This window comes from Pseudomonas frederiksbergensis, assembly GCF_003732705.1.
Lineage (GTDB): Bacteria > Pseudomonadota > Gammaproteobacteria > Pseudomonadales > Pseudomonadaceae > Aquipseudomonas > Aquipseudomonas frederiksbergensis_F.
This window is the reverse complement of sequence record NZ_MOBR01000044.1, coordinates 199,600-221,361: the sequence shown is the minus strand read 5'-3', so window position 1 is coordinate 221,361 and position 21,762 is coordinate 199,600. Positions and strand designations below refer to the sequence as shown.

At 61.0% G+C, this 21,762-nt stretch carries 15 protein-coding genes; 10 read left to right on the top strand and 5 right to left on the bottom strand.

Annotation, left to right across the window (positions count from 1 at the left end):
- Positions 1–149 precede the first annotated feature (149 nt).
- From gpgS to gpgF, 3 genes are read left to right on the top strand one after another with little or no spacing between them, the layout of a single operon-like run.
- The gene (gene gpgS, locus BK667_RS32305; RefSeq protein ID WP_123600020.1) at positions 150–1,271 is read left to right on the top strand and encodes an N-acetylglucosaminyl phosphatidylglycerol synthase; all 1,122 of its coding nucleotides are present in this window, start codon (positions 150–152) and stop codon (positions 1,269–1,271) included.
- Positions 1,264–2,040 (top strand): N-acetylglucosaminyl phosphatidylglycerol deacetylase, encoded by a 777-nt coding sequence (gene gpgD, locus BK667_RS32300; protein ID WP_123600019.1) that lies wholly within the window; start codon positions 1,264–1,266, stop codon positions 2,038–2,040. Before gpgS ends, gpgD begins: the two co-directional genes overlap by 8 nt.
- Positions 2,037–3,032: a glucosaminyl phosphatidylglycerol flippase gene (gene gpgF / locus BK667_RS32295; RefSeq protein ID WP_123600018.1), complete on the top strand. Its 996-nt coding sequence runs from the start codon at positions 2,037–2,039 to the stop codon at positions 3,030–3,032. The genes gpgD and gpgF overlap by 4 nt, the downstream gene beginning before the upstream one ends.
- Before the next feature lie 16 nt (positions 3,033–3,048).
- On the opposite strand, the gene BK667_RS33370 is transcribed toward gpgF, so the two are convergent.
- Together BK667_RS33370 and purU are read right to left on the bottom strand one after the other, a co-directional pair.
- Positions 3,049–3,225, bottom strand: coding sequence for a hypothetical protein (locus tag BK667_RS33370; RefSeq protein ID WP_185058302.1), 177 nt, complete (start codon positions 3,223–3,225; stop codon positions 3,049–3,051).
- Positions 3,226–3,370: 145 nt separating this feature from the next.
- Positions 3,371–4,219, bottom strand: a complete 849-nt coding sequence (gene purU, locus BK667_RS32290; protein WP_054045042.1) for a formyltetrahydrofolate deformylase — start codon at positions 4,217–4,219, stop codon at positions 3,371–3,373.
- A 340-nt stretch (positions 4,220–4,559) separates the two neighbouring features.
- Here purU and mvaT point away from each other — a divergent pair, with 340 nt between their 5' ends.
- Complete coding sequence (gene mvaT / locus BK667_RS32285) at positions 4,560–4,937, top strand: histone-like nucleoid-structuring protein MvaT (RefSeq protein ID WP_007933316.1); 378 nt, start codon at positions 4,560–4,562, stop codon at positions 4,935–4,937.
- Between the two features lie 99 nt (positions 4,938–5,036).
- On the opposite strand, the gene sbcB is transcribed toward mvaT, so the two are convergent.
- Positions 5,037–6,467 (bottom strand): exodeoxyribonuclease I, encoded by a 1,431-nt coding sequence (gene sbcB / locus BK667_RS32280; RefSeq protein WP_123508550.1) that lies wholly within the window; start codon positions 6,465–6,467, stop codon positions 5,037–5,039.
- A gap of 186 nt (positions 6,468–6,653) precedes the next feature.
- On the opposite strand from sbcB, the gene BK667_RS32275 reads away from it, so the two are divergent.
- The 6 genes from BK667_RS32275 to BK667_RS32250 are packed head-to-tail and all read left to right on the top strand — an operon-like array spanning position 6,654 to position 13,367.
- A complete protein-coding gene (locus tag BK667_RS32275) occupies positions 6,654–7,379 on the top strand; it encodes an RDD family protein (protein ID WP_123600017.1) in 726 nt (241 codons plus the stop codon).
- The gene (locus tag BK667_RS32270; protein WP_123508583.1) at positions 7,376–8,353 is read left to right on the top strand and encodes a stage II sporulation protein M; all 978 of its coding nucleotides are present in this window, start codon (positions 7,376–7,378) and stop codon (positions 8,351–8,353) included. Before BK667_RS32275 ends, BK667_RS32270 begins: the two co-directional genes overlap by 4 nt.
- Positions 8,340–9,884, top strand: a complete 1,545-nt coding sequence (locus BK667_RS32265) for a DUF4129 domain-containing protein (protein WP_123600016.1) — start codon at positions 8,340–8,342, stop codon at positions 9,882–9,884. The genes BK667_RS32270 and BK667_RS32265 overlap by 14 nt, the downstream gene beginning before the upstream one ends.
- Entirely contained in the window at positions 9,881–11,044 is a 1,164-nt protein-coding gene (locus BK667_RS32260) for a DUF4350 domain-containing protein (protein ID WP_123600015.1), read from the top strand. Before BK667_RS32265 ends, BK667_RS32260 begins: the two co-directional genes overlap by 4 nt.
- A complete protein-coding gene (locus tag BK667_RS32255) occupies positions 11,041–12,039 on the top strand; it encodes an AAA family ATPase (RefSeq protein ID WP_123600014.1) in 999 nt (332 codons plus the stop codon). Before BK667_RS32260 ends, BK667_RS32255 begins: the two co-directional genes overlap by 4 nt.
- Positions 12,036–13,367: a DUF58 domain-containing protein gene (locus BK667_RS32250; RefSeq protein ID WP_123600013.1), complete on the top strand. Its 1,332-nt coding sequence runs from the start codon at positions 12,036–12,038 to the stop codon at positions 13,365–13,367. Before BK667_RS32255 ends, BK667_RS32250 begins: the two co-directional genes overlap by 4 nt.
- A 12-nt stretch (positions 13,368–13,379) precedes the next feature.
- Here the strand turns inward: BK667_RS32250 and BK667_RS32245 are convergent, their stop codons facing one another.
- Positions 13,380–17,699, bottom strand: coding sequence for an Ig-like domain-containing protein (locus BK667_RS32245; RefSeq protein ID WP_123600012.1), 4,320 nt, complete (start codon positions 17,697–17,699; stop codon positions 13,380–13,382).
- Positions 17,692–21,756: a Tc toxin subunit A-related protein gene (locus BK667_RS32240; RefSeq protein WP_123600011.1), complete on the bottom strand. Its 4,065-nt coding sequence runs from the start codon at positions 21,754–21,756 to the stop codon at positions 17,692–17,694. The genes BK667_RS32245 and BK667_RS32240 overlap by 8 nt, the downstream gene beginning before the upstream one ends.
- Positions 21,757–21,762: the final 6 nt, after the last annotated feature.

Below are 21,762 nucleotides of genomic sequence, written 5' to 3'. Positions count from 1 at the left end.
AGCTCCTACGGAGTGGTCCAAAAAAACTGGACCCCAACAGGCTTGCCCGCGAAGGCGGCCTATCAACCACCACATCCCCCACCGCGAAACCCCAACCGAACATCTATCCTTCATATAGGTCAACCTAGGGAGAGCAATAGACCGGAGGGATGTTCATCGTGCATATCGCGGACATAACCATGTTCTACGCCCCTGCCAGCGGTGGCGTGCGCACTTATCTGGATGCCAAGCACCGGCGCTTGAGCACCAGGCCGGGAATTCGTCACAGCCTGTTGATACCCGGTTCGCACCTGAGCGAGCAGGACGGTGTTTACAAGGTTCCCGCCCCCGCCCTGCCCTTCGGCAAAGGTTATCGTTTCCCCCTCCGTCTCGCGCCATGGCGCAATGTCCTACAGGATTTGCAGCCCGATCTGATCGAAGTCGGCGACCCGTACCTCACGGCCTGGGCGGCGCTGGATGCCCGGCGGCAACTGGATGTGCCGGTGATAGGCTTTTATCACTCGGACCTGCCGCTGCTGGTCAGCAATCGCATGGGCAATTGGGTCACCAACAATGTTGAAGCCTATGTCCGCAAGCTCTATGGCAATTTCGACCGGGTGCTCGCGCCGAGCCAGGTGATGGCCAACAAACTGATCGGCTTGGGGGTGCGCAATGTATTCGTGCAACCCCTGGGCGTCGACTTGCATACCTTTAACCCCGGTGCCCGTGATCCGGGCCTGCGGGCCGAGCTGGGCATTGATGAAAACACCCGGCTGCTGATCTTTGCCGGCCGTGGTTCCAAAGAAAAAAACCTGCCGGTGCTGCTCGACTGCATGAAACGCCTGGGACCTCGCTATCACTTGTTACTGGTGGGTTCCTCGATGCCGGCCCAGGTACCGGACAACGTCACCGTGGTCGATGAGTTCTGCCCGGCAGCGCAAGTCGCGCGATTGCTGGCCAGTGCCGATGCGCTGCTGCACGCCGGCGATCAGGAAACCTTCGGGCTGGTGATCCTCGAAGCCATGGCCAGTGGCATTCCGGTGGTGGCGGTGGCGGCCGGGGCTTTTCAGGAAATTGTCACTGATCAATGCGGCCTGCTCTGCGCGCCGAACAATCCCTTGGCCATGGCCAACGCAGTGCGCGAGTTGTTCAGCCAGAGCAGCGTCATCCTCGGCGAACAAGCCCGGCAGCATGTCGAACGGCATTACGCCTGGGATACGGTGGTCAACAGCCTGCTGGGCCATTATCACGCCGTGCTCGGTGCCCCTTGGCCGCTGACGGCCAATGGTTGAGCCCATGAACCCGCGCAGTTTGTTACTGGTCCTCCACGATGTCGCGCCGCAGACATGGGCCGATTACCAACCTTTCGTCGAAGCCGTCGATGCCTTGGGTGACGTGCCGATGACCTGGCTGGTGGTGCCCGATTTCCATAAACACAACGATCTGGAGGCACATCCGGGCTTTCGACGGATGTTGAGCGGTCGCGTCGAGCGCGGCGATGAACTGGCGCTGCACGGCTACTTTCATTGCGACGACAGTCCGGCGGCCACCACGCCTCGGGACTGGTTCATGCGACGCGTCTACACCCACGAAGGCGAGTTTTACAGCCTGTCCCGGGAAGCCGCCCTCGCCCGCCTGCGCGCCGGTATCGAAGTGTTTCACCGTTACCATTGGCCCTTGCAGGGCTTTGTCGCCCCGGCCTGGCTGATGAGCGAAGGCACGCGCCAAGCGTTGCGTCAGTTGCCATTGAGTTACACCAGCGATCCGCAACACCTGTATCGTCTGCCGGACTTCACCGCAATCGATGCCCCCGGGCTGGTGTGGAGTGCGCGCAGTGCCTGGCGCCGCGGGCTGTCGAAACTGCTCAGCGATCGGCGCGAGCAACGCTGGCAACAAGCACCGGTGATTCGCCTGGGCCTGCACCCGGTGGACATGCGTTATGGATTTTCCCGCGATTACTGGCTACAAACCCTTAAACGCTTACTCGACGAGGGCCGTGTGCCAATGACCAAGGCCAACTGGCTGACGCTGCACCATGACCGTATCGGCCGCGCCGCATGAGTCGCGGGATTCTGCTGTTCCTCGCCCTGCTCGCGGCGGTGATGATCCCGTTGGTGCTGGGCGGCAACGAAACCTGGTCGCGCCTGCAAAGCTTTCCGGTCAGCGGTTTGCTGGTCATGTTCGGCATGATTTTGCTGTGCTGGGTGGTGAACACCATGCGCTTGCGCCTGTTGCTGGGCGATCAGCGCGACAAGGTCAGTCGCGTCAAAAGCCTCGGCGTGGTGATGGCAGCCGAGTTCGCCTACTGCGCCACACCCGGCGGCAGTGGCGGGCCGTTGACCATCATGGCCCTGCTGGCCCGCAATGGCGTGCGCCCGGCCAGGGGCAGCGCGGTGTTTGCCATGGACCAATTGAGCGATTTGCTGTTTTTCCTCTGCGCCCTGAGCGGGATTCTGATTTATGCGCTGTTCCAGCACCTCAGTCAGCGCATGGAATGGCTGCTGACGGTCAGCGCCATTTCGATGTTCGGCGGGCTGGTGACCTGCGTGGTGGTGGCCCGTTATCACCGTTTGTTGATTCGCCTGAGCGGCCGGCTGCTGGCGCGCCTGAATGTCAAAGCCACCACACGCCTGCGCTGGGCGCGAAAACTCCTGCACTTTCTGGCGGCGTTCACTGACACCCTGAAGTTGCCCTATCAGACACTGATCAAGGTATTTGCCCTGACCTGCCTGCATTGGGTGCTGCGCTACAGCGTGTTGTACCTGGCATTGCGCGGGCTCGGGGCGGATTTGCAGTGGGCCTGGAGTTTCCTGATCCAGATGCTTTCGCTGAGTGCGGGGCAGTTCAGCCTGCTACCGGGCGGCGCCGGGGCGGCGGAATTGACGTCGGCGGCGTTGTTGGCACCGATGGTGGGGAAATCTACCGCAGCGGCGGCGATTCTGATCTGGCGGGCGGTGACGTATTACTTTTATCTGGTGGTCGGTGGGCCGGTGTTCTTGATGATGCTGGGGCGGCCGCTGCTCAAGAAGTTGATGAAGTTCAAGCAGGCCTGACGCCCAATGCAGGGGATCAGGCGTCCCCGGTTTCATTGTCGGGCGCTGGTTTCAACTGCTCCCACAACTCGGCCGCTCCCGGAAACTCGGTTCCGTCCTCCGGGCTCATGTCATCCGGGTCATAACGGCTCAAACACCCCTCGCCCAAGGTGGCAGGCGCCTTGGAAGTGGCTTTGTCCAGTGGATCGGCCATGGTCAATATCCTCTCGCTACACAGATCGTTCCCACGCTCTGCGTGGGAATGCCGCCCAGGACGCTCCGCGTCCGTTTTTAAGCATGACGCAGAGCGTCACAGGATGCATTCCCACGCAGAACGTGGGAACGATCAGGTATGGAGTTTAGAACACGACCGTTTTATTGCCGTGCACCAACACCCGGTCTTCCAGGTGATAACGCAAACCACGGGCCAGCACCATCTTCTCGACGTCACGACCGAAACGCACCATGTCTTCGATGCTGTCGCTGTGGCTGACGCGCACAACGTCCTGCTCGATGATCGGGCCGGCGTCCAGCTCTTCGGTGACATAGTGGCAAGTGGCGCCGATCAACTTCACGCCACGCAGGGAAGCCTGGTGATACGGCTTGGCCCCGACGAACGACGGCAGGAAGCTGTGGTGAATGTTGATGACCTTGTGGGCATATTCGCTGCACAACTCAGGCGGCAGAATCTGCATGTAACGGGCAAGTACCACCACTTCGGCATCGTGCTGTTTGACCAGACGTGAAACTTCAGCAAACGCTGGCTCTTTGTCCTGCGGATTGACCGGTACGTGGTAGTAAGGAATGCCGTGCCACTCGACCATGCTGCGCAAGTCGTCATGGTTGGAAATCACGCAGGAAATTTCGCAGTCCAGTTCATCGCTGTGCCAGCGGTGCAGCAAGTCGGCCAGGCAATGGGATTCACGACTGGCCATCAACACCACGCGTTTCTTCTGCGCGGTGTCGGTAATTCGCCAGTTCATCGAGAACTCTTCGGCAATCGGCGCGAACGCTTCGCGAAAGGCTTCGAGACCGAAAGGCAGCGAATCGGCACGAATTTCGTGACGCATGAAGAACCATCCGCTCAGATTATCCGAGTGATGGCTCGCTTCAGTGATCCAGCCGTTATGTGACGCCAGAAAGTTACTGACTTTAGCAACGATGCCGACGCGGTCCGGGCAAGCAATCACCAGCCGAAAAGTGCGCATGGGGGTCAAACTCCAGAACTTCGTAAAGGCCGCCATTCTAGCGATTGCGCAGCAAAACTGCAGTATTGATGAAGCCTGGGGCTGCACACCGTTCAGCGCCGCAGGTTTGCGGCAGCATCACCGCCCCGCGCGATGGTGTTCTTGCAGCCCATCTTCAAGAGCGCAATTGTGAATATCTGTGTTGAATCGCCTGACACTATTTAACAACACATCCAATTTGTGACGAATTCATCGCAACTAAATTAAATAAACTCCGGTTAAATGTTTACTTGATGAAACACCCTGACTATTATTGCCGCACTGTCCCCTGCCATCCCGCGTCCTACATAAGGTAGTCCTCATGTCCTTGATCAACGAATACCGCGCCACCGAAGAAGCTATCAAAGAGCTGCAAGCCCGTTTGAAGAACCTGTCCCAAGACGACAAACTGCAAACCGAGCTGGAATTCGAAGGCAAACTGCGCACCCTGATGGGTGAGTACTCCAAATCCCTGCGTGACATCATCGCGCTGTTGGATCCAGAGTCCAAAACCAAAGCACCACGCGGCGGCGCAGTAAAAACTACTGGCACCAAGCGTGCTCGCAAAGTTAAACAATACAAAAACCCGCACAACGGCGAAGTCATCGAAACCAAAGGTGGCAACCACAAAACTCTGAAAGAGTGGAAAGCCAAGTGGGGCGGTGACGTGGTTGAAGGCTGGGCTACCCTGCTGGGCTAAGCCGCACGCCTGTCGCAGAGCCATTCTGCGACACAAAAGAACGCCAGCGGATGCTGGCGTTTTTTTATGCCTGGAATTCAGGCTACCCGCATGTCGAATTCAAAGACTCAAACGTTTGCGTAATGCCTGGACATAATTCTGCCAATCATTCAGCACCTCTTGCTGAAACGGTGTAGCACTTATCATCCATTGAGCCGTCGCCTGCGCAAAAGAGTCGAGGGTATTAGGCGCCCCCCACTCCGGAGCGGACAAACGTTGCTGACAAAATATCCGCCAGCGCTCTTGCTCTTCGAAATTCAACGTATCGGGGAAGTTACGTGCGCGATATCGAAACAATAATTCCGGTAAACGTTCATCATCGAACGGCCATTGTTGTTGGGCTAATTGCGCAGGGTCAGCGGCCCGGACTTGCTCACATAGACGCCGATCCCGATCACCGATAAAGCCATCGTATAACTGTTGCTCCGGGTCCTGGCTCGCGGCGAAATCTTCGCTGGCATAAATCGCCATGACTTTATCTCGCCAAACTTGTTGTGCGTCACTTAGCCGCAGTGCCCGCGCCTGATATAGCGCCATATCCAGCCCCAGCCGTTGCTGATCTTCAGCGCGAAGTACCGACAGCGGCGCCACCACCGGGCACTTATTGATATGAATGAGTTTGAGCGGCACCGGCAGTTCGCCTTCGGCCAGATCATCGCGACGGGTATACAAGCGCTGACGCAACGTCTCGGCATCCAGATCAAGCAAGCCCTGGGGATCCAGGTGCAGGTCACAAACAATCAGCGCGTTCTTGTTCCGCGGGTGCCAGGCCAGGGGCAGCACCACACCGACATAACTGCGCGCCGCCGAAAATCGCCCGGAGATGTGCACCATCGGTTGCAACAACCGGATCTGATCCATCACCTTTTGTTTACCGCGCAACTGGAACAGCCAGTCATACAGCTTCGGTTGTTTCTCCCGGATCAAACGGGCCAGGGCGATAGTGGCGCGCACATCCGACAGGGCTTCGTGGGCATTGCCGTGATCGATGTTATTGGCCACGGTCAGGCGATCCAGCTTCAACGTCACCCGCCCGTCATCGTCCGTGGGCCAGTTAAGGCCATCGGGACGCAAGGCGTAGGCGGCGCGCACCACATCGATCAGGTCCCAGCGACTGTTGCCGCCCTGCCACTCCCGCGCATAAGGATCGAAAAAGTTTCGATACAGGCTGTAACGGGTCATCTCGTCGTCGAAACGCAAGGTGTTGTAACCGGCGCCACAGGTGCCGGGGGCCGCGAGCTGGGCATGCACCCGGGTCATGAAATCGGCTTCGCTCAAGCCTTGTTCGGCCAAGCGGCCCGGCGTGATACCGGTGATCGCGCAGGCTGCCGGGTGCGGCAGGATGTCGTCACTGGGCTGGCAATACAGATTGACCGGCTCGTCTATTTCATTGAGGTCAAAGTCGGTGCGAATTCCCGCCACTTGCAGCGGGCGGTCGCAACGGGGGTTGATGCCAGTGGTTTCATAGTCGTACCAGAAGATGGAGGTCACGGGCTATTCCTGAACTGAAGACCGGCGAAGTCTAGGCGCAGACCACTCGCTGCGGCCAGTCATCTTGTCATTCAATCATTTCCGGGTTTGCATCGTGCAATACATAGTTATGTCGTTTCCCCCCGAGAGGCTGCTAGCATCGGACGAACATTGAATCCCGATCCGGCCCCATCATTCAGGTTGCCCATGCTCGAGACCACAGCACTGCCAAGGATTGCGCCGCTGTCCCCGCCACTGGATACGCGGTATCAGGTTGAAACCCCGGAGGGCATCGACTTGCCACTGCGCCCGGCCGGGCTGATGGTCCGTGCGCTGGCCTTCACCATCGACCTTGGCCTGCGCGGGTTGATCCTCGGTCTGTTGTTCATCGTCCTGGCGTTTCTCGGCAAACTCGGCGCCGGGCTGGGCTCGATCCTGCTGTTCGGAATCAGCTGGTGGTACATGGTGCTGTTCGAAGTGCTCAACCAGGGCCGCTCGCCGGGCAAGCAGTGGATGGGCTTGCGGGTGGTCCAGGACGATGGCACGCCGGTCGGCTGGTCGGCGTCGCTGTTGCGTAATCTGCTGCGTTTTGTCGATCTGCTGCCGTTCGGCTACTTCCTCGGCGCCATCAGTTGCCTGCAACACCCGACCTTCAAACGCCTGGGCGATCTGGCCGCCGGCACGCTGGTGATCTACAGCGAACAAAAGCTCAGCAGCCCCAACCTGCCCGACGCCCAACCCCGACGCCCGGCCTTTGCCCTGACGCTCACCGAGCAGCGCGCCATCCTCGGTTTCGCCGAGCGACAGGGCGAGTTGTCCGCAGCACGGATCACTGAACTCGCGACCATCCTCGCCCAACCATTGCAGGTCCCGGCGCCCCGAGCAGTGGTCGAACTCAACGGCATCGCCCGCGGCTTGTTGGGCCCTACATGAAGCAAAGCCTTTTCGAAAGTCGCCACAAGGCCGAATGGGAACAGTTCGCCCTCGTCCTCGACCGGTTGGAACGGGGCAAGGAAGCCTCACGCATCGCCAGTTTCCCGAAAGACTATCGCCGGCTCTGCCACCATCTGGCCCTGGCCCGGGAGCGCGGTTACAGCAGTTTCCTCGTGGATTCGTTGCAGCATCAGGTGCTGCGCGGGCATCAGCAGTTTTATCGGCACCGTAGCCGGCTGGGGGCCAACGCGCTGGGGTTTATCCTGGCGGACTTCCCGCGCCTGGTGCGCCAGCAGTGGCCTTTCGTGCTCGCCGCCGGCCTGATGTTTTTTGCCAGCCTGATCGGCATGGGCCTGTTGGTGTATTTCTTCCCGGACCTGATCTACAACCTGATCCCGGCCGATCAGGTCAGTGAGATGCAAAGCATGTACGACCCGGTCGCCGGGCACCTCGGGCGTTCGGCCGAACGGGCAGCCAGCGAAGACTGGGTGATGTTCGGCTACTACATCATGCACAACATCGGCATCGCCTTTCAGACCTTCGCCAGCGGTTTGCTGTTTGGCCTGGGCAGCGCGTTTTTCCTGTTCTTCAACGGTTTGACCATCGGCGCGGTGGCCGGGCACCTGACCCACATCGGTTACGGGCAAACCTTCTGGTCATTCGTGATTGGCCACGGGGCTTTCGAACTGAGCGCCATCGCCCTGTCCGGCGCCGCCGGCCTGCAATTGGGCTGGGCCTTGATTGCACCGGGACGCCTGCCCCGGGCCGAAGCCTTGCGCCTGGCCGCACGCAAAAGCGTGCTGCTGATTTGCGGGGTGATGCTGTTTCTGCTGATTGCCGCGTTTATCGAAGCCTACTGGTCGTCCATGACCTCGATCACGCCGATGACCAAATACCTGGTGGGCGCGGCGCTGTGGTTATTGATGGCGGCGTATCTGCTATTGGCCGGACGGACTCGCCATGCGCCTGAGTGACGCTACGGTAGTGATTCGCCCACGCAATACCTGGGAAGCCATGGACCTGGGCGTGCTGCTGAGTCAGCGGCATCGACGCCTGTTGATGACCAGTTGGGCCATTGTCACCTTGCCGATCTTCGCCCTGCTCAGCCTGTTGCTGTGGGATTCACCGTCGCTGGCGGTGTTTATTTTCTGGTGGTTGAAACCGGCATTCGAACGATTGCCGTTGTACATCCTGTCAAAAACCCTGTTCGGTGAAACCCCGACCCTCAAACAAGCCCTGCGTGAATGGCCGCGACTGCTCAAGCCGCAACTGCTCGCCAGTTTGACCTGGCGCCGACTCAGCCTGAGCCGCAGCTTTGTGATGCCGGTGGTGCAACTCGAAGGCCTCGACGGCATGGCGCGCCAACAGCGTTTGCGCGTGCTGTTGCAACGCAACGCCGGCGCCGCGCAGTGGCTGACGATCATCGGCGTGCACCTGGAAACCGCCCTGTGGATCGGCCTGATGGTGCTGTTCTACCTGCTCCTGCCACAACAGATCGAACTCGACTGGGACTGGCAAACCCTGATCGCGGCAGCCACCCACGACTGGCGCTGGCTGGAGCACCTGACCAACGCTTTTTACGCTCTGGTGCTGGTGGTGTGGGAACCGGTGTATGTCGCGTGCGGGTTCAGCCTGTATTTGAACCGACGCACGGTGCTGGAAGCCTGGGACATCGAACTGGTGTTCCGCCGCATGCGCCAGCGCCTGAGCAGCGCGGCGGCGGTCCTGTTGCTGGCGCTGCTCCTCTTACTGCCGAGCACGCCAACTGTCTGGGCCGCCGAGCCGGTCATGTCCCCGGACACCCCGCGCCTGCTGGACCAGCCCCTGACCAGCCAGGCCTCCCGGGACAGCATCAAGGCGATCCTCGATCAGCCGCCATTCAAGAACAAGGAAACCGTGACCCGTTATCGCTTTGGCGAGGACAAACCCGAGGCCCAGACCAAGGACGACGGCACCACGCCCGAATGGTTGAAGGCGCTGCTCAGGCTGTTGGAGGGTCAACGCTTCGGCGCATTGGCGACGCTGATTGAAGTGTTGCTGTGGGGTGCGGTCATCGCCGCTATCGGGTTGCTGATCTGGCGTTACCGCGACTGGTTGCAGGCGTTTGTCAGCCGACGACCCGCCCTGCGCGGCAAGATTGATCGCCCGCTGCCCAAACAACTGTTCGGGCTCGACGTGCATCGCGAAACCCTGCCCGCCGATGTCGCAACCGCTGCCGAAACCCTGTGGCAAACCAATCCTCGCGAAGCCCTCGGCCTGCTGTATCGCGCGCTGCTCAGCCGCTTGCTGCATGACTTCAACCTGCCGCTCAAAGATGCCGACACCGAAGGCCAGGTCCTGGCGCGTGTCGACCAATTGCAGCAACCGGCGCTGCTGGCCTTCAGCCAAACCCTGACCCGCCACTGGCAGAACATGGCCTACGGGCATCGCTTGCCGCCGGCGCAGTTGCAACAGGAACTCTGCGATGGCTGGCGCGCGCTGTTCAATCCGGGAGCCGCGCGTTGAACCGGCGCGGATGGCAGGCACTCGGCGCGGTAGTGGCCGTGCTGTTCGGCGCGTTGTGTTTCTACCTGTACCTCAAGGCCACGCCGTATCAAGAGGTTGTGGATCACGGCCCATCCCCCGAAGCCCGGGCCAATCCCTACCTGGCAGCCGAGCAGTTCCTGCGCCAACACAATGTGCCCGTCACCCACGCCAACAGCCTCGACGTGCTGCCCGGCATCGACCCACGCCAACACAGTCTGCTGCTGTTCGGCGACCGCTCGAACATGACCCCGCGCCAGATTGATCAAGTATTGAACTGGACCCGGGCCGGCGGCCGGCTGGTGTTCGTCGCCGAGTCCCTGTGGGATGAAAAGACTGGCCAGAGCAATGACCTGCTGCTCGACCGGGTGCAGTTGCATCAATCCCTGAGCAAAGACCTCAAGGACTTGCCTCCCGATCCAGACGCCGATCCTTATCCGGAGCTGACCAAGCTTTACCTGGAAGACGCCGACGCCCCGGCCTACGTCAGCTTCGACACCGCGTTCCACCTCGAAGACCCGAAAAATCTCGCCCAAGCCTGGGCCAACAGCGGCAAAGCCACGCACATGATGCAGCTCAACCACGGGCTCGGTTCGATCACCGTGGTCACCGACGCCGACCTGTGGAAAGCCCCGGCCATCGAGCAATACGACAACGCCTGGCTGCTCTGGTATTTGAACGCCGACACCAGCGTAACGCTGCTCTACAACACCGATCACGATTCGTTACTGACGTTGCTGATGCGTTATTTCCCCCAGGCACTGGTGGCCCTCGCGGCGTTGATCGCCCTCGGTGGCTGGCACGTCGGTGTGCGCCACGGCCCGCTGCTGGAACCGGTGCCGAGGGCGCGTCGACAACTTCAGGAACACCTGCGCGCCAGCGCCGATTTCATCCTGCGCCGCCACGGTCAGGACAGTCTGTTGCAGGCCTTGCAACAAGACATCCTGCGCCGTGCCCGTCGCCGCCATCCCGGTTTCGAACAACTGGCGGTTGCCGAACAATGGCTGGTGCTCGCGCGCCTGACCCGGCAACCCACCCGCGCCATCAGCCAGGCCCTGAGCCCGCGCCCGAAACAGCGGCTGTCCAGCGCTGAATTCAGCCGTCAGGTCGCCCACCTGCAAACCTTGAGGAATGCCCTATGAGTGACATCGAGCCCGGCACACCCAACCACGCCGTCCAGCAACGCCAGCGCGCCAGTCAACTGGCCCAGGCCGTGCGCGGCGAATTGCAGAAAGCCGTGATCGGCCAGAACAGCGTGATCGACGATGTGCTCACCGCGCTGATCGCCGGCGGCCATGTGCTGCTCGAAGGCGTACCGGGGCTGGGCAAGACCTTGCTGGTGCGCGCATTGGCGCGCTGCTTCGGTGGCGAGTTCGCGCGCATCCAGTTCACCCCGGACCTGATGCCCAGCGACGTCACCGGGCATGCGGTGTACGACCTGCAAACCGAGCAATTCAAACTGCGCAAAGGGCCGTTGTTCACCAACCTGCTGCTGGCCGACGAAATCAACCGCGCTCCGGCCAAGACCCAGGCGGCGCTGCTTGAAGCCATGCAGGAACGCCAAGTTACCCTCGAAGGCCGGGCGCTGCCGATTGCCCAGCCGTTCATGGTCCTCGCCACGCAAAACCCCATCGAGCAGGAAGGCACGTATCCGTTGCCGGAAGCCGAACTGGATCGCTTCATGCTCAAGGTGCGCATGGACTACCCCGACGCCGAGCAAGAGCTGGACATGGTCCGTCAGGTCAGCCGTTCGACCCGGGCCGACATGCTCGACGTGCAACCGCTGCGCACCGTGTTGCAAGCCAAGGACGTGATGGCGCTGCAACGGATTGCCAGCGACTTGCCCCTCGATGAACAGGTGCTCGACTACGCGATACGCCTAGCCCGCGCCACCCGCACCTGGCCCGGCCTGACCCTCGGCGCCGGGCCTCGGGCTTCGATTGCGCTGGTCCGTTGCGCCCGCGCCCGTGCGTTGCTGCGCGGTGGTGAGTTTGTGATTCCGGATGACATCAAGGGCTGTGCCCTGGCGGTGCTGCGCCATCGGGTGCGGATTGCCCCGGAACTGGATATCGAAGGACTGAACGTCGATCAGGTGCTGCAACAACTGCTCGATCAAATCCCGGCGCCGCGTTTGTGAAACCGTCGCGCCTGCTGCTGATCTGGCTCTCGGTGCTGCTGGGCCTGAATATCGTGTTGGGTGCACTGCGGGCGCTTGAAATCCCAACGCCGCAAAACCTGCCCTCCATCAGTTGGGGACTGCTGCTGGCCCTTCTGGCCTTGGCCATTCTCGACGCTATCCGCCTCAAACGCCTGCCCTCGCCGCGCCTGAAACGGCAGATGCCCGGCAGCCTGGCACTGGGACGTTGGGGTGAGGTGCAACTGGCGATCGAGCACGACTTTGCCCAACCCTTGAACGTGCAGATGTTCGATCATGCACCCGAAGGCCTGGTCTTCGAACACTTGCCACAATCAGTTGAATTGCAGCCCGGTCAACACAGCCAGATCACCTATCGCCTGCGCCCGCTGCAACGTGGCCATTTCCATTTCCAACACTGCGAAATCAACCTGCCCAGCCCGTTTGGCCTGTGGTCCGACAAACGCGTGTTGAGCGTGAACGACAGCACCCGCGTCTACCCGGACTTCGCCCGCCTCTATGGCGGCGAGTTGCTGGCGGTGGACAACTGGCTCAGCCAGCTCGGCGTACGCCAGCGCCAACGGCGGGGCCAGGGGCTGGAATTTCATCAATTGCGCGAGTACCGCGAAGGCGACAGCCTGCGCCAGATCGACTGGAAAGCCACCGCCCGCCAGCGCACGCCGATTACCCGGGAATATCAGGACGAACGCGATCAGCAAATCATCTTCATGCTCGACTGCGGCCGGCGGATGCGCAGCCAGGACGGCGAACTCAGCCACTTCGACCACGCCCTGAATGCCTGCCTGTTGCTCAGTTATGTGGCGTTGCGCCAGGGCGACTCGGTGGGGTTGTGCACCTTTGCCGGCGAGACGCCGCTCTACCTCGCCCCGGTCAAGGGTGCGGGCCAACTCAAGGCCGTGCTCAACGCGGTCTACACGCTCAACACCACCCAACGCCCCGCCGATTACCAGGCCGCCGTCAGCCAGTTACTGGCCCGGCAGAAACGTCGTTCGCTGGTGGTCATGATCACTAACCTGCGGGACGAGGACGATCAAGAGTTGCTCAACGCCGTGCAACGCCTGAGTCAGCAACACCGGGTGCTGGTCGCCAGCCTGCGCGAGGAAGTCCTCGATCAATTGCGCCAAACCCCGGTGCAAACCCTGCCCGACGCGTTGCTGTATTGCGGCACGCTGGATTACCTCAACGCCCGGGCCGAACTCCATGAACAACTGAACGCCCATGGCGTGCCGCTGCTCGAAGCGCTGCCCCAGGAGCTCGGCAACGGGTTGGTTACCCGTTACCTGAGCTGGAAGAAGGCTGCAGCCTTATAGTCAGAAACTGTTTCAGGACGAGACAATAGTTACGTTTGCCGTTGTATACACGTCGTCGGTGGGATTGTTGACTCGCGCCTCAATGACCACAGTGCCGCTGAACCCCTCGGGTCGAAATCTGATTTCGGTCGAGCCTAATGCATTCGAGTAGGTCTGCCCCAAAGGCTTGCCATTGGCCATCCAGGCCACCCTGATTCCCTGAATGGGTACGATACCGACCGAGGTATACACCTTGATTTCCGATGTCATGGTGTAATCGATGGTCGCTGGCCAAGCGAGCATGCCGGATAAGGTCACCCTGGACAAACGTCTCACCGTAATACTCTGACGCTTATCCCCTGGCAGGCCTGACGCCAGGGACGCAACCAGCTCGAACTCACCTGCATCAGGCGTTTCAAAGGTCATCACGGCAAAACCATCGGCGCCTGTCACAGAATCGGACAGCGCCTGTTGCGCAAAAAGCCAGTTGACCTTGATGCCTTCCAATGGCTTGCCACTGACCGACTCGACGACCAGTACCCGAGCGTTCACTTCATATCCTGTGTAGCTGATAGTTCTGTCGCATATCAGCCGGTCGATGACCGGCACCCCCACTATATCGAGCCCCAGTATCGCCATATCCCAACCAGCTTCCCCACCTTCCACCACTGCCACTACTACTTTGTCCGGATCCGCGGCCAGGTTGAAATCCAGCCAGGCATATCCCTGAGCATCGGTCACACTGGATGGCAACCGTAAACCGTTCAACTCCCACATGACCGTCACACCTTGCAACGGCTCGCCGGTGCGGCTGGACGCGACTTTGACCCGCACCCGCGCCGGCTCCTGCCCCGCGCCGGCCACTTCAATCAATTCAACGATTTTGCGCGGTTCGTTCAGGGTAAAGCCCGACGTTATCGACTCCGAGTACAGCGCATCCCCCACCGTCGCCGTCAGCTCCGCCGGGCCCGGTTGCGTCGGGATAAAACTGATTTTCGCCACGCCGTAAAAATCCGTCACCGATGTCGCCACACCCAGGTCCGGGCTGCGCCAGGTCACGGTCAAACCAGCCATCGGCTTGCCGCTGATCACCGATACCACCGTGACCTGCTCAACCAGTGCCTGCCCCCAATCCAGTGTCTGGGCCACCCGGCTGTCGACCCGCAACTTGACCACCTGAGTCCCTGACCCGAGGGACATTGCATTGGCCGGTGACAACCGGGCGAGGCGGCTGGCGGCCAGGCGCAGGGCGAACGCGCCGTCCTTCACATCGCTGACCACAACGTTGTATTCCAGGCCGACGTCATAAAACCTGCGCGCGGTACCTAGCGCGTTCGACGGTTCAAATCGAATGCCCAACTCCGCCGGACCGGTGCCGGTCAGCCCCAGCGACAGGTCCCTATCGAGCAACGGACTGTTACCGGCGGCCATGATTTTGATCTGGTGATTGCCTTTGCGACGCGGGAAATAGGTCTTCTTGCCCCAGGGTTCTGGCGGTTGACCATCAAAGCTGACGGTCACCCCTTCCCACGGATCGTTCGCCAACACATTGACCCTCATCGAGCGCTTGTCCTCGTAGCCGTCGTAAGGGCTGATGAGCACCGCCTCCACCGTCTGCGGCTGCTCGACCGTGGGCGCGAAGGCGAAACCGGACCAACCGTCGGCATCGGTTTTCACCACAGCCGATTGCTCACCCGCCAACCAATTCACATCGACCAGATCGACCGCACGGCCGATGAAGTGGGAAAACACCTGGACCCACATCCAGGCCGGTTCCTGCCCCATCACCGGGTCCACCGCCGTGTCGCGGTGCGCCTCGATCCTGACTTTGTTGTGCGCCAGAATCATCTCGTTAGCGGATGTTTTCAGAACCAACTGCGGCAGGTCCAGTGCCAGGGCAAAGGTGCCTGGCGCCGGACTGCCCAGGAAGTCCAGGGACCAGCGCGCGCCGCCGTCGCCAATCACTTGCGACTGCGCCAGGGGCGGATCAATGGACGCACCCAGTTGTTCGGGCGGCGATCCGGTCCATAACAACGTCGTCGAAAGCCCCACCAGCGGACTCAGTGCATGGGGCAAAAAACTGAAACGGTGCACGGCCCCCAGGCACGGATAAAACGTCTGGCCACCGGGCGCCGCCGAGACCTGATCCAGGGTCAGGCTCGCCTCTTCGGCCAGATCCGGAGCGATCAGACGCCCGAACAATTCCCGATCCGATGCCAGCGTTGGGGTGCTCAAGGTCAGCTCGAACAGGCTGCTGCGGCTGGTATTCAGAGCAGACCTCAGCGTCCACTCCAGCCCCTCGTCGGTCAGTGTTCTGGGGGCTCCGAGATCACTCACGTCCAGGCCAATATTCGGTGCCGCGCCGCGCCACTTCAGCGTCACGGGTTGACCGATCAAATGGCTGTTGGGCAGTGGCTCGATTTTCAATGTATATGATTGACCCCGCCAACAGAGCACGCCCAGCACCACCCGATCGACCTCGATGTTATCCAGCAGGATCCTGACTTCACTTTTCCATGGACTGGTGGCCAGGGCTTTGACAGCGAAAGACTGCTCAACCGCCACCGCCTCTTCATGGGCCCGAACACGGGCGGTAACCACCAGGTCCCCGGCATTTTTCGGCGTGTACAGCAAACTGGCCCAACCACCGGCCCCGGTCGTGACCGTCGGCAGCGGTCCCTCCGGGGTTACCCATTCAACCAGTGCGTTGACCACGGGATCGCCGTCGTCACTGACCCGCACATGCACCACCTGAATCCGCAGCAGCACGCTTTCGTATTCATCCACCACCGGAAACTTGTTGGCCTCGCGCACCTCGCCGATGCGCACCAGGTTGCGTGCCAAAGACATGGTTTTTTTCGGCGACGGCAGCAACAGTTTCGAGCAGACCAGCGACAGTTCGAACCGACCGTCGAGGCGATCCTCGCTGCTCAGCGTCCAGGTCAGTTCACGGCCGTCCACCGGCACCGGCGACTCAAGCGCCGGCCTGACGACAACCCCCAGTTGTTCGGCGGAGTCGCCACTCCAGCGCAGCTGCATCTCACTACCCGACAACCGATGATCAGCCGGTAACCTCACCTGCACGGGGTAATCGGAGCCGCGATTGGGGTAGCCGGTCTTGTCCTCCCAGGATATTTCGGCGCCCTCGACGACCGTCGTCAGCGCCTTCAATGGGTCGGTCGCCAGTACCCGGACCGGCAGGGTGGTTGAAACCACACCAGAGGCGTAATAGAGACTGTCCACCGTCGCTTCGATGGCAAAATCCCCCGCCTCTGTCGGTACGAAATCGAAGTATGCCCAGCCATCCTCATCCGTCAGGCCCGCGCCTTTGATGCCCTGCCCGGCCACCCGCCAGCTCACCGTACGGGCGTCCAATGTCCGACCGGTGTAGTACGACGCGACCTGCACACCCAGGCGCACGGTCTGTCTGTATTCCAGGACCGGGTAATAGGCGGCCTGCAATTCATCACGGAACACCAGGCGATGGTGACCCAGCGATGCCCGGATCGAGTAAGGCGTGGCGGTGTACTGGTTGGCCAGCTGCATCGTGAACACATGCGGGCCTTCATCATCGAGCCATGGGGTTTCAAGCTCCCAGTACGATGCCAGTGGCTGATCGACGCCCCAGTCCGGCTCCGCGCGAATAGAGCCCTGCGGGTTGTCGTCAATCGTCAAGGCCGCTTGGGTGCCCAGCCAGGGATGGCCCGGCATGGGCACACACTGCAGACGATGCGACGAAAGGATCGGCGCACCCAGACACAGCGGCAAAATGCCCGTGGGAGACAGCGACTCCTCATCCAGCTTCAGCGCTTGCAACTCCAGCGGTGGCAGATGCAAGGCCAGGTTGATGCGCGTGATGCACACCACCATATTGCCCGTGGCATCGGTGGGGCTGTGCACCCTCAGGCGAATCTGGTCCTGGTCTTGCAGCGGCAGGTTCAGCAGCTCGTCGTACTTGATCGGCAAATAATCCAGCGGTAGTCCGTCCAGCAGACGCGCCCGGTCTTCTTCCTCGTTACGTGCCTGGCCAAGCCGTAAAGGAATGACCTGACTGGTCCCGGGCGAGCCAACCATCTCGATCACCAACCGCGCCTCTGCGCTAGCCCGCACTTCACAGAGAAAACTCAGCACATACCGGGCATCGGGTCCCAGTGCCTTGGGTGCTTCGATCACCTGACTGGCTGACGCGTCACGCCCCACCCTGAGAAGGTGGGTCTGCTCCCCCTGATAGAGTTCCCAAATCACGTCAACGTATGGCGTATTGGCGGGTTGCTTGGCCCAGTAAGTGGTGGCCTGTTTGAAGTCACCATTGAGCACCAGGTTTTGATCGGCCTGAATGACGGGATCACGCATGGCTGCCTGCTCCTTTATCTGCACGTTTCAATCCGGGGGTTTCGGCCAGGTTCACCAGGTTTTCCACCGCGAGCCTGAAACTCGGCTCGCCGCCCTTGGCGGTGTAGCGGATCCGCACAATGACATCGGTCAAAGAGCCCAGCATCGCGCTTTGCGCCTCGCGCTTGGGCCAGGGGAAATTCAGCTGCCAGCGCGACACGACCCCAGTGTTCTCGAACGGGTTGAGCAGCCCTTCATCGGGTTTGATGGCCGCCATGCCGTTGTCGGCAATGCCCGCCGAGAGCGCGATCTGTTGCCCGCTGCGCAAGTTGAACTGCACATCCGCCGGCGCCACCGCACCCTCCGGCCAGAGCAAGTATTCGACCGAATGCGCCGACGCTTTGGTGGCCGTCATGCTGCCAATTTGTAGCAAGGTTGCGCGCACATCTTCGTAGGGGCCGACCAGCACCGGCAGATCGACCTCCACCGAATTGATCAACCGGCAGTAGTCGCCGGGGTGTTCGCGATCGAACAACAACTGCGTGAGCTTGAATTCCAGCACGCCGGTGTCTTGCAACTTGAGCAACGCCGCGTCCCAGTTGGCATGCCCCGCTTGCGGGTCGCTGGCGTCGTCGAACAGCCGCCGCAGGGAAACGGTCTTGACCCGCTCCAGCCGTCGCTCATGGCGTTGCAGGTGGCTGCGCTCCATGCGCATCAGGTATTCGCGCAAGTGTTCGCCGGCCGTCAGCCCATAACGGTTCTCGAGCCAAACCTGAGGCAGGGGCGGTGTTGAATCGTACTCGCCGGTTTCCGCGCTCAGGGAGGCCTGGGCACTCAGGCACAGGCTGACCACCGCGTCGTAAGCCTGGTAGTGCAAGGCCTTGAGCTGGCCCAGCAACCAGCCGAACAACTCGGCATTGGTCGAGCGCTTTTTCAGGAAGTTGTACACCGTCAGCGCCTGGGCATTGCCGCGCAAGGTCTGATCGAGGCTGGCCCTGGCCGCTTCGACCGCGATCTGTTGCGCGTTGATTTGCTCATCGATGGCCAGCGTCTCCGCTTGAGCCTGGTCGCGTTGCAGCTCCCATTCGCGCTGGCGCAAGCGATAGGTCTCGGTGACCGCTTTCTTATCGGCATCCATTTGCGCCGCAGTCGCTGCGATTTCCAGGCCATAGCCCACGGCGTAGGCCAGGGACGCGGGACGAGCGCCGCCAGTGGCCGTGCCATAAATAGTCGGAAAGCTGTCGATGGCCGCCCCTGTTGACTGTAAGGCCGTCGCTGACATGTGCAGGACCTTGGCCATTTGCAGCGCATCCATCACCTCGTATTCCACTGCGCTGACGTTTTCGTCGTACCAGCAGTCATAGGTGTCGGCGCGCTCCTGGGCCGTGACTCGGCTTTGCCGCAACGCCGCCACATTCGCCTCCAGTTGGGCGATGCTCTGCTCCTGGACCGTGCGCGCGTAATCCCCCAGTTCCACCATGTGGCTCTGTTGCAGCTCCTCCAGTTCGGCCCGATCCCGTTGTTCAAGAAGACGCAACACTTGGTTGCCGTAGTCTTGCAAGCCCTGCACAGCACGCAACGCGACCTCGAAGGCCACCCGCCAGTGAAAGGCGCTCACCACCAGGCGCCCACCCATCGGCCGTGGTCCGCCAACGCCACCGGCGGCCAAATCGCGCAACAACTGGTTCGGATCGGTTGGCGGGCTGAACAGCGGGATATTCAGCGGCTTGCCATCCAGCGTCAGGTTGTTGCGCAGGTTATTCAGGCGCCGGCCCGGCAAATCGAACACGCTGAGCAATTGCTCGTTGATCGGCAGTTTGAACGGCGCGTTGGCCAACAACCCGAGCAAGGGTGCGGCCTGCGCGGAAGGCGGAATATCGGCCAGGGAAACATCCAGGGTTTTCTCGAACGCCTCCAGCGCCGGGCGCGTGCTGCTGGCGTTTAGCAATTGTTCAACGGTTTTTGTTTCCCAGTCAGTCACCGTCCGCGCCACCGGTGGCTTGCCCATCAGGAATTCGGCCTGCACATAGCACAGCTTGGCCGCCACCAGACTGTCCCGGGTGAGTTGGCGGTAATACCAGTCACCCCAGGCGATCAGGTTTTTCACGTAGTCGATGAACACCAGAATCCGCAAGTGCCGGGGCGCCGAGTAGCCGATGGCATCCGGATCGATCGGCAATTGGCTTTCACACCCCAGGTTACCGTCGCTGACCAGCGGCCGGCAGCGCCAGTAAAGCGGTTTGTCAGAGGGTTGTGGCGGGGTGGACGGCGCGTCTGCCGGCGCGCGCGGGTCGAACAGGTAATGCAGCCAGTTCTGTGCTTCCTGATACCGATCCTCGGCCCGAAGGCGAGTCGCCACCAGATGCGGCAGATGAAACGACAGTTCCCAGAAATACAAACCGTTGGCACCGTTGTAGGGGCCGTTCGGTTCGTCGAGGGTCGCCGAATCGGGCGCGGGCTCCGCAAGGAATTGCATCTCCCAGTCCAGGACCGCCTCCACCGAAACATGGGCGCGCTGCACCAGTTCCGGGCCGAACAATGAATTGAGGCGGGCGTGGGCCAGGGTGCCGGTCTGGTTGAAGGCGATGAATTGCGCGGCGTTGGCGGTGTTCTTTTTCAGGGAGGCGGGTACGAACCGGGGAAGGCCGGCCATCGCCAAGGTAAATCTCGAACGGCCATAGATCGTGCCCCCTCCCAACGTAAACACAGCATTAGAAGTAAAACCACCGACAGGCCGTTCGACCACCATCCAAGGTGTCGCCCAGCCACCCGAACCTGGAGCATTCAGGGGGATGGGTCTGGGATCGTCGCCACCCGGAGACTGCAACGTCAGCATGAACTGCGCGTTGGTAGAGCCGACCGAATTACGCTGGCACACCCCTCTGACCACCAAGCGGTCCTTGTCGCTGCCCGGTATAAACAGCACCTGCAGGCCGAAATAATCCGTTAACGTGCCTGCGTCCTCGACTGCTTTGGTGACCTTCGGCTGGTTCTGCCCGAACAGCGGATGCTGCACGATCAAGGCATCGGGGAAACGGTAGGTCGCCAGATAACTCAGCCAGGTGCCGTCGTCTTCCGGCACTGGGCGCAGCAACACGTCACGCACCACGAACTTGTCAAAATTGCTGTCTTTGCACCTCAGCATGACGCCCAACACTCCTTTGGGCTGACGCTCATCCACCGCAATCGTCGCGATCAACCGGGAGTCGACCGACAAATCTTGCGCAGGCTCACTGCTGTGCAGATTCAACGGCGCCGACCACTGCCCGTTCTGGGTCATGAACGCCAGATTGATCTCGAGCTTGTACGGCAAATCGTTAACCTTTTCGCGCCACTGCGCCCACACCACGCACAATCGCCCGTTCCAAAACACCGGGCGAACATCCAGCACCTTATCGCCGGTGCCGATATCCACCGCTTGCCATTCCCCCCACGCCACCGGGTTGATGGCTTTGCAGTCATCCACCAATTCGATCTCGGCCTTGCGCCAAAAGTACTGGAATGGCGGCACGCGCTGGCGGCCAATGAAGTAATAGTCGGCACGCCTTGGGGTGGTGCCGTCCATGTAACTGCTGAGCACATCCAGGTCGCAGGTCTGCTCGAAGGCTTGCAGGTAATTCTGCAACGCCCGTTGCACCGAATCGCTGTTGAGGCGCGTCTGGTTCAGATCGTTTTCCAGGGTTTTGAACAGGCCTGTCTTGCGCTGACGCACGAACGGGTTGATGTAGTTTTCCGGGTAGACCCCGATTTGTGTCACCGCCGCCCAGTCCGGGTAGTTGTTGTACAGCTCCCAGAGTTTGAGATCCTGCGGGCTGAACTCCGTCGTTTCATACCCGGGCTCAAGCTTGCGGTAGGCCGCATGAATGAACTGTTGGGCACAACTGGTCGCCTCCGCCACCCAAGAGCTTTGCACCGGATAACTGTCCAGCGGGTCCAGGCGCAGCAGTTCGAACAGATCTCCCGGCGTCCTCACGAAAGTATATTTACCAGTCCCGGTCTTGCCGACTTGCCCGATGCAGTACTCGACCAGTGCCGAACGGCGCTTTTCAAGCAGACCGCCGATATTGTTCTGTGCCATGTTCCT